This is a genomic window from Streptomyces sp. 2P-4 (assembly GCF_030167965.1).
Lineage (GTDB): Bacteria > Actinomycetota > Actinomycetes > Streptomycetales > Streptomycetaceae > Streptomyces > Streptomyces globosus_A.
Map to the genome: position 1 here is coordinate 140027 of NZ_CP095011.1, position 16716 is coordinate 156742.

Consider the following 16716-nt stretch of genomic DNA (forward strand, 5'->3'; position numbering starts at 1 on the left):
GGCGGCCCTGTACCACGGCACGAGGCAGGCGGGGCGCGGGCGTCGGCCATGACCCGCCTGCCACGCCGAACCGGCGTCCGGGCGAGCGCCCTTTACAAGACGGCCCGCACCGGAAGGACAATGGGCTGCCGGGACACCCCCAGCACCACCCCACCCCGAGTCCCCGACTCCCGCCCCGCTCCCGCCGCCTCCTGCCCTCCCCCGACCCGCCGCCCCCTCACCCCCGCGCCGCCTCCCGCGCCTGCTCCAGTGCTTCCGGTACTTCCGCCAGGACTGGCACCGTCGGCTGCACCGCCCTGATCAGGCGGCGGGTTTCCGACCGGCCCGCTGCCACCGCCAGGGGGACCTGGCGGGCCGTGCAGTGGCGGTGCAGGGTGAGGACCGTGGCAACGGCCGATGCCGTGGCGGCCGCCGGAGGCAGTTCGACGACGACGCAGTCCGGGCGGTGCTCGTCCAGCAGGGACCGGACGTGCTGGACGAGCCTGCTGCGCCGGTCGGGGTCGGGTGGGCTCCACAGCGTCAGGACGAGACACCGCTCGCGTACGACGTGCGTGACGGGAGGCCGACCCGGCCCCCGCCCTGCCGACCCCGCACCCCCCGCACCCCCCGCACCCCCTGCCTCCCCCGCCTCCGCCTCCGCCTCCGCCCCGCCCGGCACGATGGCCGTCGGTGCGGGGACCGCGGTGGCCGGGCCCGGCAGGGTGGTACGGCTGGGGCGGGCTGCAAGGGTGCGGCTTGGGGACGTGCCGTATGCCTCGCGGTAGGCGGCGGCGAAGCGGCCGGGGTGCGCGAAGCCCCACCGGGCCGCGGTCTCGGTGACCGTGCTCTGCCCGGGCATCGCCGAGGCCAGCTCCTCGTGGACCCTGGCCAGGCGGACGCCCCGCAGGTAGGCCAGGGGGGTGGTGCCGGCGTGGCGGGCGAAGGCGTACTGCACGGCGCGCGGGCTGACGGGGATCGAGGCGGCGATGTCGGCCAGCGTGATGTCGAGGTGGGCGTTGGCCTCGATGAAGGCGATCGCCCGCTGGAGGGTGGCGTCGCCCGGCGCGGCCGCGGGGCGCGCCCCGGGCGTGGTGTACGGGAAGGCGGACAGGACGGCGGCGGCGAGCAGCTGGCCGCAGGTCGTGTCGATGATGGGCGGCCGCGGCCGCGGGGGCGGGGCGAGGACGCTGTCGCGGAGGAAGGCGACGGTAGCGGCGAGCTGCCGCCCGGCGCCGGCGGTCGCGGGGCGCCGGTCCGTGAACAGGACAGGGCGCCGTGCGGTCTTGTCGCAGGCCTGCAGGGTGTCGGCGAGCAGGTCGGGGTGGAGGAGGGCCGCGGTGTAGCGGGCGCCGGAGACGGCTCCCGTGAACGGCCGGTGCCCGGCGGTGTGGAGGAACACCTCGCCGGGGCCGAAGACCTCGTCGGGCAGTCCGCTTTCGCGGACGGCGATGGTGCCGGTGTGGAGGACGACGACGCAGACGGCGTCCAGCGGGTCGGCGGTGAAGGACATCTCGCAGCCGATCCGCACGTCCTCGACGGAGAAGCGGTCCGCGGTGTGCCGGACCACCTCCGTGCGGGCGTCCGGCGAGGCGTGGACGGTCACGTCTGCGTACTGCCGGGAGAGGTAGGCCTCCGTCTCGGCCGGGTCGGAACTCCGGAACACCAATCCCACGACAGCCCCGTCCGCTCACCCCCACTGCCAGTACCCGTGCCAGTGCCGGCGCCCGCACGCGTGCGGCGCGCTCCCCCACTGCCGACGCTACGCCCCGCCGTCCGGCGGGCGAAGCGCGACCCGTCGCCGGGTTCGCTCCGCGGACCGGGGTCTTCGCGAAACGGATGCCGCCCGGCCCTGGCGCCACCGGTGCGGCAGGATCCGCACGGCGTCGGCTGCGCCGGCGGCCGCCGTGGAGCGCTCGCGCCGGGTGTCGGCCTGCGCGGCGGCCCTGCACTGCGGGCCGCCGTGGCCGGACAGCGGGCGGCGGCCCGGGGGAGGCGGGACCCCTCCGTACACTGGGGTGAAGTGGACAGGCGACAGCAATCCGGGCAGGGGCGGCAGGGCGTCGAGGCGGACGCGCTGTTCGGGATCGGCGAGCTCGTGGCGGCGGCCGGGCCCGTCGGCGAGGAGGCCGGTGCGGGCGCCGAGCGGCCGTTCCGGGACGGCCCGCAGGCCCGGAGGATGCTGAGGGTCACCGAGATCCACGCGGAGCCGGCGGCGGCCGCCTCCCTGCGGGGCCGGCAGATCATCGCGCGGTTCCCCGAGGCCCGCCTCGTCGAGGCGAGGTCCCACTGGCGCATCCCGCACCTGCACGGCAACGAGGGCAACGCCGAGCGGTGGGTGCAGGTGAAGCGGCAGACCCTCGTCCTGGGGGAGCGGAAGTCCTTCGGGATCCGCCCCAACGGCAGGTCGGCCGACTGGATCGCCCCGGGGCTCTCCAACGGCTGCGCCATGGCCTGCGCCTACTGCTACGTCCCGCGCCGCAAGGGGTTCGCCAACCCGGTCACCGTCTTCACCAACGTCGAACGGGTGCTGGACGCCATCGGCCGGCACGTGGCGGGGGCGGGGCCGAAGCCGGAGCCCAACCAGTGCGACGACCGGGCGTGGGTGTACGACGTCGGGGAGAACGGCGACTGCTCGGTCGACGACCTGATCAGCGACAACACCGCGGACCTGGTCCGCGCCTTCCGCCGCCGGCCGACCGCGAAGGCGTCCTTCGCGACCAAGTTCGTCAACCCCGACCTGCTGCGGCTCGACCCGCAGGGCCGCACCCGGATCCGCTTCTCCGTGATGCCGGCGGACGACTCCCGCCTCCTCGACGTGCGGACCAGCCCGGTCGCGGACCGCCTCGCCGCGGCCGCCGACTTCCTCGACGCCGGGTACGAGGTGCACTTCAACCTGTCGCCGGTGGTGGTCCGGCCTGGCTGGGAGCGGGCCTGGGGCGAGCTGCTGGACGCCATGGACGACGTACTGCCGCGCCGGGTGAAGGAGCAGGCGGCGGCCGAGGTCATCATGCTGACGCACAACCGCGAGCTGCACGAGGTCAACCTCGGCTGGCACCCCCGGGCCGAGGAGCTGCTGTGGCGCCCGGACCTCCAGCAGGCGAAGAGGTCGGAGAACGGCGCCTGGAACGTCCGCTACCGCATCGCGGAGAAGGCGTCGGCCGTGGAGTCGCTGCGGGGGCTGATCGCGGCGCGCGCGCCCTGGCTGCGGGTGCGCTACGCCTTCTGACCGGGTGCGGGTGCACTGCGCCTTCTGACCGCCGGGTCGGCCTCCGGCGGGGCCCGCCGGTCGCGGCGGGCGGGGCGGGACGGGTCCTCCGGGATGCGGAGGTGCCCGGGTGCGGTGAGCCTGGGGGCATGCCGGACACTCCGCACATCACCGTCCACCCCGTGACCGCCAAGGGCGGCCGGCCGGTCACGGCGCACACCCACGGCACCGACGCCCCGCTCGGGACGGCCTACGGCCTCGCCGACGTCGTGGAGTTCGCCCGCCGGGCGGGCCTGCACGATCCGGAATCGCTGGTCGAACAGGACAGCCCGATGATCGTCTGGACGGGGGGCGGCCCGGACACCTGGATCTGACCGGGCCCGGAGGCCCGGGGGCACCGGGTGCCGGGCCGCCGCCCGGTCAGCCCTTGAAGCCGCTGCACTCGGTCACTTCGCCGCCCTGGCGGACGGTGTACTCGGCGTTCGGGACGTCCATGATCTGGAAGCCGCCGTTCTGGGCGATCTCCACCGTCCCGCCGAAGCCGGCCGAGCCGAAGACGTACGCCGGCCCGGGCGTGAAACCCCCGCCGGAGAGGTGGACGCGGCCGTTCTCCAGGACGCCGGAGATCGAGCACGTGGCCGCCGGCGGGGCGGCGGGAGCCGCGGCTGCCGCCGCCCCGGCGCCGGTCAGGGCGCCGAGTGCGGCGGCCGCGAGGGGGATGAGGATGCGGGGGCGGGTGCGCCGGTTCATGGAGCCTCCTTGGCGAGGGGCCTTGCCGGAGTGCGGCCGCACTCCCATCGTCGCCCCGCGGGTTGCCCGTAGCGACCGGGCCGCGGGGCGGGCCTGACCCGCACCCGTGGCAAACCCGTGGCCCGCCCGCCCCGCGGCCCGCATGCCCTCACTGCTCGGCGCGTGCGAGGCGGCCGGGCCACCAGCTGCGGGCGCCGAGGTCCACGACGAGCGCCGGGACCAGCAGGGACCGGACGACCAGGGTGTCGAGGAGGACGCCGAAGGCGACGATGAAGGCGATCTGGACGAGGAAGGCCAGCGGGATGACCATCAGCGCGGCGAAGGTTGCCGCCAGGACCACCCCGGCGGAGGTGATGACCCCGCCGGTCGTGGTCAGCCCGCGCAGCACGCCCTGGCGCACGCCGTGCGTGAGGGTCTCCTCGCGGACGCGCGACATGAGGAAGATGTTGTAGTCGACGCCGAGCGCCACCAGGAAGACGAACCCGTACAGCGGGACGGAGGCGTCGGTGCCGCTGAAGCCCAGCAGGTCGAAGACGAGCGCGGCGACGCCGAGGGTGGCCAGGAAGTTGAGGGCGACGGTCGCCACCAGCAGTACCGGCACCACCAGGGCGCGCAGCAGCACCACGAGGATCAGCAGGATGATGCCGAGCACGATGGGGACGATGACGTTGCGGTCGCGGGCCGCGGTCTGCTGGGTGTCGTACTGCTGCGCGGTGTAGCCGCCGACGATCGCGTCGGCCCCGGGGACGGCGTGGACCTGGGTGCGCAGCCGCTCGACGGTGGCCTTGGCGGCGTCGCTGTCGGCGGCCGCCTCCAGGGTGGCGTCGATGCGGACGCGGCCGTCGCGCACGAGCGGGTCGCCCTCGCCCGGCCGGCCGGTGGCCGTGACGGCTGCGGCCGCGGCGACGCCGTCCGTCGCGCGGGCAGCCGCCTGGACCTGCTCCACCCGCCCCGCGTCGGCGATGATCACGGCGGGCTGGCCGGATCCGCCGGGGAAGTGCCGGCCGAGGGCCTTTTGGGCGCTCACCGAGGGCGCGTCGCCGACGAAGATCTCGTCGAGGGGCACGCCCTTGGCCGACAGCGTCGGGGCGAACGCGGCCATGGCGAGCAGCAGCACCGCGGTCGACGCCCACACCTTGCGCGGCGCGCGGTCGATCAGCGCGGCGATACGGTGCCACACGCCGCGCCCGCCCTCCTCGGCGGCGGCCTTGGGCTTGGCCGGCCAGTACGCGGTCCGGCCCAGCAGGGCGAGGACGGCGGGCAGGAAGGTGAGGGTGGTCAGGACGGCGCAGATGATGCCGATCGCGCCGACGGGGCCGAGCGCGCGGTTGTTGGTGAGGTCGCTCGCGAGCAGGGCGAGCAGGCCGAGCGCCACGGTGGCCGCGCTGGCGGTGATGGCGCCGGCCGAGCGGCGGACGGCGGCGGTCGCCGCGCGCATGCGGTCGCCGTGGATGGCGAGTTCCTCCCGGAATCGGGCCGTCAGGAGGAGGGCGTAGTCGGTGGCCGCGCCGATGACCAGGATGGAGAGGATGCCCTGTACCTGGCCGTCGACCCGCACGGTGCCCCGGTCGGCGAGGGCGTAGACGATCGCGCAGGCGAGGGCGAGGGCGAACACGGCCGCGACGATGATCACGAGCGGCAGGAGGACGCTCCGGTACACGAGGAGCAGGATCAGCAGGACGGCGCCGAGTGCGACGCCGAGCAGCAGCCCGTCGATGCCGGCGAAGGCGTCGGAGAGGTCGGCCTGTGTGGCCGCGGGGCCGGCGATGTACGCGGTGGCGCCCGGTACGGTCGCAGCCGCCGAGCGGACCGAGTCGAGGACGGCGGGGAGTTCTTCGCCCAGGTCCGGCTTGAGCGGCACGACGGCCTGGAGCGCCCTGCCGTCCTCCGAGGGCCGGGCGGGCGAGGGTGTCTCGGCGATGCCGGGCCGGCCCGCGAGTGCGGCGACGGCGCGGGTCGCGGCGCCCGTCTGGTCCGCGGTGATCCGGGTGCCCTCCGGGGCCTCCCAGACGACGATCGCGGGAACCGATTCCGAGCGTTCGAACGGCCGCCGGGCTTCGAGGACCGCGGTGGACTCGGCGCTGCGGGGCAGGAAGGCCGCCTGGTCGTTGGTGGCGACCTCGCCGAGCTTCCCGGCGTAGGGGCCGAGCGTGCCGCCGATGCCCAGCCAGACCACCAGCAGGGCCAGGGGGACCAGCCACAGGGCCCGGCGCGGATTGCTGCTCACGTGAACGAACCGCCCTTCAATCTCTCAATCACAAAGTATGTCAATGATTGAGAGATCATATGCTGGTGTCATGCCCAGTGCCGACACCCCCCTGTCCTCACTTCCTGCGGACGACCCGATCGGGTTGCAGTCCTTCGCCGTGCTGCTGCGCCGCATGAACGCGGAGTTCAACCGGATCGTCCAGGAGTTCGCCCAGGCGCACGGCCTGCACCTGACGGACGTCCAGGCGCTGATCGCCGTCCTCGACGCCGAGCACGACGAGGAGGGCGGCCCGATGACCCCGGGGCGCCTGCGCAGCCGGATGAACCTCACCTCGGGGGCCGTCACCGCCTGCCTGGACCGGCTGGAGAAGGCCGGGCACGTCCGGCGGGTCCGGGCGGCAGACGACCGCCGCGTGGTCCACATCCACTACGCGCCGTCGGGCCGCGAGGCGGCGCGCGAGTTCTTCGGCCCGCTGGCCCGCGGCACGGAGGCGGCCTGCGCGCCCTTCGACCCGGCCGAGCTGCACGTCGTGGTGCGCTTTCTGCAGGCGATGAACCACCAGCTCGGCCTCGTGGGCCGCTGACGGCGCGGCAGAGGACGCAGCCGGGAGGCCCCGCCGTCCGGATGGCGGCCCCGCGCGCCCGCTCGGCAGGCGGCCCCGTACGCGCTATGCAGGGACGGTGAGCGCACCAGAGGAGCACGACCGGCCGCCCCGTACGGACCCCCTCCGCCCGCACGGCGTGGCGCACGCCACCGTCCTGGCCCTCGGCGCCCTGTCGAAGGCGCTGGAGACCACCGAACGCGCGCGCGGCCACCTGTACGCCTTCCACCAGCTGACCGGCACGGCGGACTTCGAACTCGACGAGGCGGTACGCCTCTTCCGGGAAGCCGGGCACGGCGACGTGGCGGCGGCGATCGAGCGGGACATCCTCGGCCGCAACGTCATCCCCGGCCACTGGACCTTCCAGATCATCGAGGCCTACAACCACACCTACTACCGGCCGTTCGCGGCGCTCGCGCAGCAGGCCGTCGACGACCTCGCCGGCGGGCGCGACCACCTGTACGAGGCCCGGCTCAAGCGCGCCCGCCGCACCCCGGGCCACCCCGACCACACGGCGGGCCCGCCGGCGGACTGAAGCCCAACGGCCGGTCGGCGGGTGCCGCCCGCCGACCGGGGGCACGGCGTGGCAGGTGCCGCCGCGCCGTACGGCGCCGGGCGGTCCGCCGGGTGGGCCCCGCTCCGGAGCGCCGTTCCTCAGCCGATGTGGGCGGCGACGTCCGCGTGGACCGCGGCGTCGCGGTGCAGGTCGGTGTGGCCGAGGCAGGCCGTCGTCCGGTTCTCCGCCCCGGCCAGGGCGACGGTGGACGCGGGCCGGACGAAGACGTCGCACGGCGAGGCCCAGGTCGCGTAGCGGGTCGCGCCGGGGGTCTCGTCCCCGGTGTTGAGGGCCTGGAGGAACGCGGAGCCGGGGCGCATCTCGGTGCAGGCGGGGCCGCCGCACAGGCGGGCGGCGTCGGTGCCGTGGTTGGGGCCGGCGAGGGAGACCCAGGCGTCCACCTTGGCCGTGCCGCCGAGGTTCCTCAGGTAGTACCGGGAGGAGAGGGACCCCATGGAGTGGGCGACCAGGTCGACCCGGGCAGCACCCGTGGCGGCGAGGACCCGGTCGACTTCGGCGGCCAGGGCGGCGGCTGTCGTGGCGTTGGACTGGCCGGAGGGGTACGTCCACTGGTGGAGCCGGTCGTCCGGCCAGCCTGCGGCCCGGAAGCGGCCCGCCATGGTGTCCCATGTCGAGCCGCTGCTGTTCCAGCCGTGGACGAAGACGACCGGATCGGGAGCGGCGGTGGGCGAGGCGGAGGCCTGCTGGGGGAGGAGGAGGGCGGCGAGGCCCAGGGCGAGGGCGGGCGCGGCGCGCCGGCAGCGGGAGTTCACGGGCCGGTTGTAGCGGGACCGCTCCGCCCGCTGCCCGCTGCGGGCCGTGCGACCACCCGCACGGCCGACAGGTTCACCCCGTGGGGGCATACGGATTCGGCGGCGGGCGGGCGGAGGGGCGGGGCGGCGTGCCGGTTAGGGTCGGGGGAACCCGATCGAGGAGGTTGGAGATGGCGGATCCGGGCAACCCGGTCGTGCTCGCGCAGACCACGGTGGACGACGAGGGCACCGCGTACGAGCTGGGGCGGGCCGCGGTCGAGGCGCGGCTGGCTGCCGGGGTGCACGTGGAGGCGCGGATGACGTCCTTCTACTGGTGGCAGGGGGAGGTGCAGCACGAGCGCGAGTACCGGCTGACGTTCAAGACGGTGCAGGACCGGGTGGCCGCGCTGGAGGCGTGGGTGCACGGGCGGCACCCGTACGAGGTGCCGCAGTGGATCGTGCTGCCCGTGTCGGCGGCCGCGGAGGCGTACCTGGCGTGGGCTCAGGCGGAGACCCGCGGCGCGTGACCCGGGCCGCGGCGGCGCGGCGGCCCGGCGGCGCGGCGCTCCGGCAACGCGACGAGCCGCGGGGCCGGACGGCGTGGGTCAGGCAGGATCCGCAGGAGACGGCCTAGCCTCGACGGCATGCTGGGACTTCCCGACCACGTCCGCACGTGCCTGTTCGACCTGGACGGCGTGCTCACCCGGACCGCGAAGGTCCATGCCGCCGCCTGGAAGCAGATGTTCGACGACTTCCTGCGCCGGCGGGCCGAGCACACGGGCTCGCCGTTCGTTCCGTTCGACGCCGTGCGGGACTACGACGAGTACGTGGACGGCCGCCCCCGCGAGGACGGCGTACGCACCTTCCTCGCCTCCCGCGGCATCACCCTCCCCGACGGCGCCGCGGACGACGGCCCGGACCGGGAGACCGTCCACGGGCTGGGCAGCCGCAAGAACGGGCTGGTGCTGCGGATGATCCGCGAGCAGGGCGTGGAGGCGTACGAGGGCTCGGTCGCCTACGTGCGCGCCGCCCGGGACGCCGGGCTGCGCCGGGCCGTCGTCTCATCCAGCGCCAACTGCCGCGACGTCCTGGCCGCGGCGGGCATCGCGGACCTGTTCGAGGAGCGCGTGGACGGGCTGACCATCGCCGAGCAGCACCTGCGCGGCAAGCCGGCCGCCGACAGCTACCTGGCCGCGGCCCGCCTGTTCGGGGTGGCGCCCGCCGAGGCGGCCGTGTTCGAGGACGCGCTGGCGGGCGTCGCGGCGGGCAGGGCCGGCGGCTTCGGGTTCGTCGTGGGCGTGGACCGGGCCGGTCAGGCGGGCGCGCTGCGCGACCACGGCGCCGATGTCGTGGTGGGCGACCTCGCCGAACTCCTGGACCGCGGATGATCACGCACACGAGCTTCGCCACCGAGCCCTGGCGGCTCCGGGAGACCGCCCTCGACCTGGGCGTCCTCGCGCAGAGCGAGTCCGTCTTCGCCCTGTCGAACGGCCACCTCGGCTGGCGCGGCAACCTCGACGAGGGCGAGCCGCACGGCCTGCCGGGCTCCTACCTGAACGGTGTGCACGAGACGCATCCCCTCCCCTACGCGGAGGCGGGCTACGGCTATCCGGAGTCCGGGCAGACCGCCATCAACGTCACCGACGGCAAGGTCATCCGGCTCCTCGTCGACGACCACCCCTTCGACCTGCGGTACGGCGCACTCGTCTCCCACGAGCGGGTCCTGGACTTCCGCACGGGGGTGCTGAGCCGCACCGCGGAGTGGACCACGCCGTCGGGCCGGACCGTGCGCCTGACCTCCCACCGTGTGGTCTCCCTGGCGCAGCGCGCCGTCGCCGCGGTCTCCTACACCGTGGAGGCCGTCGACGGGCCGGCCGGCATCGCCGTGCAGTCCGAGCTCGTCGCCAACGAGCAACTGCCCGCCGCCTCCGGCGACCCGCGCGTGGCAGCGGTCATCGACTCGCCGCTCCTGCCGGAGGAGCACCACGCGCACGGCACGCGGCTGCGCCTGGTGCACTGCACCGGCAGCAGCCGCCAGCGGGTGGCGGTCGCCGCCGACCACCTGGTGGAGGGGCCCGCGGGGACGGATTGGGCGGCGGAGAGCGAACCGGACGTGGCCCGGCTGACCGTCACCGCCAACCTGGCGCCGGGCGAGCGGCTGTCCCTGGTGAAGTTCGTCTCCTACGGGTGGTCCGCGCAGCGGTCGCTGCCCGCCCTGCGCGACCAGGTGGAGGGCGGCCTCGCGGCGGCCCGCAGCACCGGCTGGCAGGGCCTGCTGGAGGGGCAGCGGGCCTGCCTGGACGACTTCTGGGCCGACGGCGACGTCGAGGTGGAGGGGGACGCGCAGGTCCAGCAGGCGGTGCGGTTCGCCCTGTTCCACCTCTTCCAGGCGGCCGCCCGCGCCGAGGAGCGCGCCATTCCGGCGAAGGGGCTCACGGGGACGGGCTACGACGGGCACGCCTTCTGGGACACCGAGTCGTTCGTGCTGCCGGTGCTCACGCACACCGCGCCGGAGACCGTGGCGCCCGTCCTGCGGTGGCGGCACACCACCCTGCCGAGTGCGCTGGAGCGGGCCCGGCAGCTCGGCCTCGCGGGAGCCGCTTTCCCCTGGCGGACCATCAACGGCGCGGAGTGCTCCGCGTACTGGCCCGCCGGCACGGTCGCCTTCCACGTCAACGCCGACATCGCGGCGGCCGCCGAGCGGTACGCGTTCGCCACCGGCGACCACGCCTTCCACCGCGGCCCCGGGCTCGACCTCCTGGTCCACACGGCGCGGCTGTGGCGCTCCCTGGGCCACTTCGACGCCGGCGGCGCCTTCCACATCGACGGCGTCACCGGCCCGGACGAGTACAGTGCGGTGGCCCGCGACAACCTCTACACCAACGTGATGGCCCGGCGGAACCTGCTGGCCGCGGCGGACGCGGTCGCCCTGCACCCGGACCGGGCCGCCGAGCTGGCCGTCGGCGCCGCCGAGGCCGCGGACTGGCGGGACACCGCCGCCCGGATCGCGATCCCGTACAACCCTCGGCTGGGAGTGCACGAGCAGGCCGCCGGGTTCACCGACCAGCAGCCGTGGGACTTCGAGGGCACCGCCGAGGAGCAGTACCCGCTGCTGCTGCACTTCCCCTACTTCGACCTCTACCGCAAGCAGGTCGTCAAGCAGGCCGACCTGGTCCTGGCGATGCTGGCCTGCCCGGACGAGTTCACGGACGGGGAGAAGGCCCGCAACTTCGCCTACTACGAGCCGCTGACCGTCCGGGACTCCTCGCTGTCCGCCTGCTGCCAGGCCGCCCTCGCCGCCGAGACGGGCCACCTGGACCTGGCCTGGGCGTACACCCGGGAGGCGGCGCTGATGGACCTGAACGACCTGGAGCACAACACCCGCGACGGCCTCCACATGGCCTCGCTGGCCGGGACGTGGATCGCCCTCGTGCAGGGCCTGGGCGGACTGCGGAGGCGCTACGGCGCAGGCCCCGCCGTCCTGCCGCCGGGCGCGGGCGGGCCGGGCGAAGCGGCGGAGGCGGAGGCTCCGGTGCGGTTCGCGCCGCGCCTGCCGCCGGCGCTGACCCGGCTCGCCTTCAACGTCCGCGTCAGGGACCGGCGGCTGCGCGTGGACATCCGCCGCGACGCGGCGCGGTACACGCTGCTGGAGGGGGCGCCGCTGCCGGTGCTGCACCACGGCACGACCACGGTCCTGGACCCGCAGGCCTCGGCGGACCTTCCCGTACCGCCCGCGCCCGACACGGTGGAACCGCCCCAGCCGAAGGGCCGTGCCCCGCTGACGTGACGGCGCGCGGCCGGGCTCGGCTGCCGGATCGCGGAGCGGGCCTTCGCCGAACGGCTGCGCGCCGGCCGGCCCGGCGGGGTGCGGGCGGCCGGCCGCGGGCGGCGGAGGACCGCCGGACGCGGCCGGTGGTGTGCGGGCGGCGTGGCGGAGCGGGATGCGGGGCAGGGATGGCAGGTGACCCGTGCCCGTGCGCCCGGCACGTCCCGCAAGGAGATGAGGAGATTCCGTTGAGCGTCCCCGCGCCCGCGTCCGGAGGGGCCGCCCTGGAGGGCCTCCTCGCCGACGCGCATGCCGCGCTGCCCGACACCGTCGCCCTGCGCAGGCGCATCCACCGCTTCCCCGAGCTGGGCATGCACCTGCCGCGTACGCAGCAGGCCGTCCTGGAGGCGCTGGACGGGCTCGGGCTGGAGGTGGCGACCGGCTCCGGGCTGAGCTCCGTCACCGCCGCCCTGGAGGGCGCCCTGCCCGGCCCGGCGGTGCTGCTGCGCGCCGACATGGACGCCCTGCCCCTGGAGGAGGGCACCGGCCTGGAGTTCGCCTCCCGGGTGCCGGGCGCCATGCACGCCTGCGGGCACGACACGCACACCGCGATGCTGGTCGGCGCCGCCCGGCTGCTCGCCGCCCGCCGCGGACTGCTGGCCGGCCGGGTCGTCTTCATGTTCCAGCCCGGGGAGGAGTCCGGCGGCGGCGCCCGCCACATGATCGACGAGGGGGTGCTGGAGACCGCCGGCGGGACACGGGTGGCCGCCGCGTTCGCGCTGCACGTCACGACCCGCTTCGACAGCGGGACCCTGCACCTGCGGTCCGGCCCGACCTTCGCCGCCTCCGACCGGCTGCACGTGACCGTCCGAGGGCGCGGCGGGCACGCGTCGTCCCCGCACCGGGCGCTCGATCCGGTGCCGGTCGCCTGCGAGATCGTGCAGGCGCTCCAGTCGATGGTGACCCGGACCCTCGACGTCTTCGACCCTGCGGTGGTGACGGTCGCCTCCATCCACGCCGGCACAACGGCGTCGAACGTCATCCCCGAGACGGCCGAGATCCGCGGCACGTTCCGCACCCTCTCCCCCGGCGCCCGGCAGCAGGTCCGCGAGGGCATCCAGAGGGTCGCGCGGCACGTGGCCGCCGCCCACGGGGCCGAGGCCGGCGTGGAGCTGGAGGAGGGCTACCCGCCCGTCGTGAACGACGCCGACCGCACGGCCGCCCTGTACGACACGGCGGTCGCGCTGCTCGGCGCGGACCGGGTCGGGCGGCTTGCCGCGCCGTTCATGGGCGCAGAGGACTTCAGCTACGTCCTGCAGGAGGTGCCCGGCTCGATGGCGTTCCTGGGGGCCCGCCCGCCCGGAGTCCCTCCGGAGGAGGCCGCGGACCTGCACTCGAACCTCGCCGTGTTCGACGAGGACGCCCTGGCCGCCGGCGCCGCCGTCTACGCGGCCGCGGCGCTGCGGGCGGGCCCGGCGCCCGCCGGGAGCGGGTGAGCCGCCGCCCGGCAGTGCAGCCACCCGTTCGGGTGCTGCGGGGTGCTGCCCGACCCGGCCGGGGCCAGGCTGGGGCCATGCCCGCCAGACTGGTCGTCCACCCGCCCGACGAGAACGGCTGGCGCCGGGTGCGGTACGACGGCGTCGCCATCGGGGTGGCCCACCGCCCCGCCGACATCCGCGTCTTCCTCGCCGCGGCCGGACTGGAGAACGCCGACGACGCCGACCTCACCGACCCCGCGTTCGTGGAGTGGCGGGGCGGCGGCCCCGAGGAGTGGCAGCCCCGCCCGTAGCCCCGGCCGGGCGCACTCCGGCCCCGGGGGCGCCTCGTCCCCCTGCGCTCGGACCGGCAGGGCCCGTTTGCCGCCGTGCGTGCGGGTAGGCGGGGAGACGCACCCGGCAGAGGCCGGTTGCGATCCAGGAAGAGCCATGCGGAGGAGCATGTGCGCGGCAGGCGAGGGCTGAGGGTGACGGGGTCAGGCCGCCCGGGCGGCGGTGCGGGCGAGCGGGGTGAGGGCGGCGTACTCGAGGGGGGCGGAGGGGTCGATCGAGACGTCGAGCGGGGCCGGTTCGGCCCCGGAGCGGACCAGCAGGTCGCCGACGGCGGCGATCATCGCGCCGTTGTCGGTGCACAGCGTCATCGGGGGGACGCGCAGTTCGACGCCGGCCGAGGCGCACCGCCGCTCGGCCAGGGCGCGCACCCGGGAGTTCGCGGCGACGCCGCCGACGACGATCAGCGTGCGGACGCCGTGCGCCGCGCAGGCGGCCAGGGCCTTGCGGGTGAGCACGTCGGCGACGGCCTCCTGGAGGGCGGCCGCCCCGTCGGCGACGGGGACCTGCGCGCCGCGGGCCCGGTGGTCCTCGACCCAGCGGGCGGCGGCCGTCTTCAGCCCGGAGAACGAGAAGGCGTACGGGTCGTCGCCGGGGCGGGTCAGCGGCCGCGGGAAGGCCACGGCCCGCGGATCGCCGTCCCGGGCGGCCCGGTCGATGGCGGGGCCGCCCGGGTAGGGGAGGCCGAGGATGCGGGCGACCTTGTCGAAGCACTCGCCGGCCGCGTCGTCGAGGGTGTCGCCGAGGTGCAGGATCGGTTCGCGGACGAGGTCGCGTACGAGGAGCAGCGAGGTGTGGCCGCCCGAGACGATCAGCACGACGGACGGGCGGGGCAGCGGCCCGTGGTCGAGGGTGTCGGCGGCGACGTGCCCGGCCAGGTGGTGGACGCCGTACAGGGGGACGCCGGCCGCGTACGCCAGGGTCTTGGCTCCGGCGAGGCCGACCTGGAGGGCGCCGGACAGGCCGGGGCCGGTGGTGACGGCCACGGCGTCGATCTGCCCGAGGCGCAGTCCGGCCCGGTCGAGGGCCTCGCGCACGACCGGGTTGAAGGCCTGGAGGTGGGCGCGCGCGGCGATCTCGGGTACGACACCGCCGAACCGCGCGTGGTCGTCCATGCTGGACGCGACGACGTGCGCCAGCAGCCTGCCGTCCTGGACGATGCCCGCGCCGGTCTCGTCGCACGACGACTCGATCCCCAGTACCACCGGTCCGCCCACCACGGGCCCCTTTCTGCAGGTCTATCGCAGTTGCAATATATGTGCATCAGGGGCGGGGGGCCGAACGCATGACGCTCTCCGATGCCGCGTACCTGGCCATGGGGGTCGGGGCGCTCGGCGCGGCCGTGCTGCCGCGGCTCGTCTTCCGGCGGCCGCTGTCCATGCCGATGGTGTTCCTGGCCGCCGGCGTGCTGGTGGGACTGCTGCCGCTGCCCGTGCCCGCGGTGGATCCCGTCCGGGACCGGCTGTGGGTGGAGCACGCGGCCGAGCTGTGCGTCATCGTCTCCCTCATGGGCGCGGGCCTCGCCCTGAACCGGCCGGTCGGGCTGCGGCGCTGGGCCGGGCCGTGGCGGCTCGTCGGGATCGCCCTGCCGCTGACCGTCGCGGGAGTCTGTGCGGTCGCCGTCCCCCTGCTCCAGTGGCCGCTCGCCCCGGCGCTGCTCCTGGCCGCCGTCCTCGCTCCGACGGATCCGGTGCTGGCCGCGGAGGTGCGCGTCGGGGAGCCGACCGACGAGGCGGACGACGAGGACGAGGTGCGGTTCTCGCTGACCGGGGAGGCCGGCCTGAACGACGGGCTGGCCTTTCCCTTCGTCCTCGCGGCCCTGGCCGCGGCCGCCGCGGGCGGCGGGGGCGGGTGGATCGGGCGGTGGGTCGTCGTCGACGTGCTCGTGATGACCGCCGTCGGCGTCGCGGTCGGCGTGGTGGCGGGGCGGCTGCTGGGGATGATGTTCTTCCGGGCGCGGCCGTCGGCACTGCGGCTCTCCGAGCACATGGAGGGCTTCGTCGCGCTCGGTGCCACCTTCGTGGCGTACGGGGCGGCCGAGCTGCTGCACGGCTACGGCTTCCTCGCCGTCTTCGTCACCGCCTGCACGATCCGGGCCGCCGAGCGCAGCCACGGCTACCACAAGGTATTGCACGAGTTCACCGAGCAGATCGAGCGGCTGCTGACCGTCTTCCTGCTGTTCCTCCTCGGCGGCTACCTGGCGGTCTCGGGCCTGCCCCACCTGACCTGGCAGGGGGCCCTCGTCGCCGTGCTGCTCGTCCTGGCCGTCCGGCCCCTCGCCGGGTGGGCGAGCCTGTGGGGGCACAGGGCCGGGCCGCGGGAGCGCCTCACGGTGTCGTTCTTCGGCATCCGCGGCATCGGCTCGCTGTTCTACCTCGCCTACGCTCTGGGGCAGACCACGCGCTTCGACGCGCTGGCTCCGCAGCTGTGGTCCGTGGTCGCCTTCACCGTGCTGCTGTCCGTCCTCCTGCACGGTGCGGCCGCCACGCCCGCCATCCGCCGCCTGGACCGGCTCCGCCGGGACTCCCAGGCTCCCCCGTGACGGCGGCGGCCGGCGTACGAGGAAAAAGATCCGGAGGAGATGTCGAGAAGCCGCTTCCGGCTCCGTCCCCGGTACGAACGCGACCAGCACGGGCCGCACGAGCACCCAGGAGAACACGATGGCCAAGTACCTGCTGCTGAAGCACTACCGAGGCGCCCCCGCCGCCGTCAACGACGTGCCGATGGACCAGTGGACACCGGAGGAGGTCTCGGCGCACATCCGGTACATGAACGACTTCGCGGCGCGGCTGGAGAAGACCGGCGAGTTCGTCGACGGCCAGGCCCTCGCCCCCGAGGGGGCCTGGGTCCGCTACGACGGCGAGGGCCGGCCCCCCGTCACCGACGGGCCGTTCGCCGAGACCAAGGACCTCATCGCCGGCTGGATGATCATCGACGTCGACGGCTACGACCGCGCCGTCGAGCTGGCCGGCGAGCTGTCGGCCGCCCCCGGGGCGGGCGGCCGGCCGATCCACGAGTGGCTGGAGGTCCGCCCCTTCCTGACCGCGAAGCCCCCGGTCGCGGAGTGACCGC

16 protein-coding genes are annotated in these 16716 nt (G+C 75.5%); 11 read left to right on the top strand and 5 right to left on the bottom strand.

The window, feature by feature from the left end:
• Positions 1-217: 217 nt before the first annotated feature.
• On the bottom strand, positions 218-1642 hold the full coding sequence (locus MUK52_RS00680) for a helix-turn-helix transcriptional regulator (protein WP_284574104.1): 1425 nt from the start codon (positions 1640-1642) through the stop codon (positions 218-220).
• 357 nt (positions 1643-1999) lie between these two features.
• Here MUK52_RS00680 and MUK52_RS00685 point away from each other — a divergent pair, with 357 nt between their 5' ends.
• Complete coding sequence (locus tag MUK52_RS00685; RefSeq protein WP_428985429.1) at positions 2000-3205, top strand: spore photoproduct lyase family protein; 1206 nt, start codon at positions 2000-2002, stop codon at positions 3203-3205.
• 128 nt (positions 3206-3333) lie between these two features.
• Positions 3334-3558 carry a hypothetical protein gene (locus MUK52_RS00690; protein ID WP_114055779.1) on the top strand — a complete coding sequence of 75 codons (225 nt, stop codon included), beginning with the start codon at positions 3334-3336 and terminating at the stop codon, positions 3556-3558.
• A gap of 46 nt (positions 3559-3604) precedes the next feature.
• On the opposite strand, the gene MUK52_RS00695 is transcribed toward MUK52_RS00690, so the two are convergent.
• On the bottom strand, positions 3605-3934 hold the full coding sequence (locus MUK52_RS00695) for a hypothetical protein (RefSeq protein WP_114055778.1): 330 nt from the start codon (positions 3932-3934) through the stop codon (positions 3605-3607).
• Between the two features lie 148 nt (positions 3935-4082).
• Positions 4083-6161, bottom strand: a complete 2079-nt coding sequence (locus MUK52_RS00700) for an MMPL family transporter (RefSeq protein WP_284574105.1) — start codon at positions 6159-6161, stop codon at positions 4083-4085.
• Positions 6162-6231: 70 nt separating this feature from the next.
• Here MUK52_RS00700 and MUK52_RS00705 point away from each other — a divergent pair, with 70 nt between their 5' ends.
• Both MUK52_RS00705 and MUK52_RS00710 read left to right on the top strand, forming a co-directional pair.
• Positions 6232-6726: a MarR family winged helix-turn-helix transcriptional regulator gene (locus MUK52_RS00705; protein WP_174250399.1), complete on the top strand. Its 495-nt coding sequence runs from the start codon at positions 6232-6234 to the stop codon at positions 6724-6726.
• Between the two features lie 97 nt (positions 6727-6823).
• Positions 6824-7279 (top strand): hypothetical protein, encoded by a 456-nt coding sequence (locus MUK52_RS00710; protein WP_114055775.1) that lies wholly within the window; start codon positions 6824-6826, stop codon positions 7277-7279.
• 119 nt (positions 7280-7398) lie between these two features.
• Here MUK52_RS00710 and MUK52_RS00715 read toward each other — a convergent pair whose 3' ends face one another.
• Positions 7399-8073: an esterase/lipase family protein gene (locus MUK52_RS00715; RefSeq protein WP_284574107.1), complete on the bottom strand. Its 675-nt coding sequence runs from the start codon at positions 8071-8073 to the stop codon at positions 7399-7401.
• A gap of 170 nt (positions 8074-8243) precedes the next feature.
• Between MUK52_RS00715 and cutA the strand changes: the two genes are divergently transcribed.
• The 5 genes from cutA (at position 8244) to MUK52_RS00740 (ending at position 13607) form a co-directional block, all read left to right on the top strand.
• The gene (gene cutA, locus MUK52_RS00720) at positions 8244-8579 is read left to right on the top strand and encodes a divalent-cation tolerance protein CutA (RefSeq protein ID WP_114055769.1); all 336 of its coding nucleotides are present in this window, start codon (positions 8244-8246) and stop codon (positions 8577-8579) included.
• 117 nt (positions 8580-8696) lie between these two features.
• On the top strand, positions 8697-9440 hold the full coding sequence (locus tag MUK52_RS00725) for a beta-phosphoglucomutase family hydrolase (protein WP_284574108.1): 744 nt from the start codon (positions 8697-8699) through the stop codon (positions 9438-9440).
• A complete protein-coding gene (locus MUK52_RS00730) occupies positions 9437-11839 on the top strand; it encodes a glycoside hydrolase family 65 protein (RefSeq protein ID WP_284574109.1) in 2403 nt (800 codons plus the stop codon). The genes MUK52_RS00725 and MUK52_RS00730 overlap by 4 nt, the downstream gene beginning before the upstream one ends.
• A 227-nt stretch (positions 11840-12066) precedes the next feature.
• Positions 12067-13314, top strand: coding sequence for a M20 metallopeptidase family protein (locus MUK52_RS00735; RefSeq protein ID WP_428985428.1), 1248 nt, complete (start codon positions 12067-12069; stop codon positions 13312-13314).
• Between the two features lie 77 nt (positions 13315-13391).
• Positions 13392-13607 carry a hypothetical protein gene (locus MUK52_RS00740; protein ID WP_114055765.1) on the top strand — a complete coding sequence of 72 codons (216 nt, stop codon included), beginning with the start codon at positions 13392-13394 and terminating at the stop codon, positions 13605-13607.
• A gap of 183 nt (positions 13608-13790) precedes the next feature.
• Here the strand turns inward: MUK52_RS00740 and tsaD are convergent, their stop codons facing one another.
• Positions 13791-14861: a tRNA (adenosine(37)-N6)-threonylcarbamoyltransferase complex transferase subunit TsaD gene (tsaD, locus tag MUK52_RS00745; protein WP_284574110.1), complete on the bottom strand. Its 1071-nt coding sequence runs from the start codon at positions 14859-14861 to the stop codon at positions 13791-13793.
• A gap of 68 nt (positions 14862-14929) precedes the next feature.
• Here tsaD and MUK52_RS00750 point away from each other — a divergent pair, with 68 nt between their 5' ends.
• Both MUK52_RS00750 and MUK52_RS00755 read left to right on the top strand, forming a co-directional pair.
• The gene (locus MUK52_RS00750; protein ID WP_114055764.1) at positions 14930-16186 is read left to right on the top strand and encodes a cation:proton antiporter domain-containing protein; all 1257 of its coding nucleotides are present in this window, start codon (positions 14930-14932) and stop codon (positions 16184-16186) included.
• Between the two features lie 118 nt (positions 16187-16304).
• Complete coding sequence (locus tag MUK52_RS00755) at positions 16305-16712, top strand: YciI family protein (RefSeq protein ID WP_114055763.1); 408 nt, start codon at positions 16305-16307, stop codon at positions 16710-16712.
• Positions 16713-16716 lie beyond the last annotated feature (4 nt).

Coding starts and splice junctions, on each gene's coding strand:
- MUK52_RS00690 (WP_114055779.1), top strand. CDS start 3,334: ATGCCGGACACTCCGCACATCACCGTCCACCCCGTGACCGCCAAGGGC.
- MUK52_RS00740 (WP_114055765.1), top strand. CDS start 13,392: ATGCCCGCCAGACTGGTCGTCCACCCGCCCGACGAGAACGGCTGGCGC.
- MUK52_RS00695 (WP_114055778.1), bottom strand. CDS start 3,934: ATGAACCGGCGCACCCGCCCCCGCATCCTCATCCCCCTCGCGGCCGCC.
- cutA (WP_114055769.1), top strand. CDS start 8,244: ATGGCGGATCCGGGCAACCCGGTCGTGCTCGCGCAGACCACGGTGGAC.
- MUK52_RS00730 (WP_284574109.1), top strand. CDS start 9,437: ATGATCACGCACACGAGCTTCGCCACCGAGCCCTGGCGGCTCCGGGAG.
- MUK52_RS00755 (WP_114055763.1), top strand. CDS start 16,305: ATGGCCAAGTACCTGCTGCTGAAGCACTACCGAGGCGCCCCCGCCGCC.
- MUK52_RS00750 (WP_114055764.1), top strand. CDS start 14,930: ATGACGCTCTCCGATGCCGCGTACCTGGCCATGGGGGTCGGGGCGCTC.
- MUK52_RS00705 (WP_174250399.1), top strand. CDS start 6,232: ATGCCCAGTGCCGACACCCCCCTGTCCTCACTTCCTGCGGACGACCCG.
- MUK52_RS00725 (WP_284574108.1), top strand. CDS start 8,697: ATGCTGGGACTTCCCGACCACGTCCGCACGTGCCTGTTCGACCTGGAC.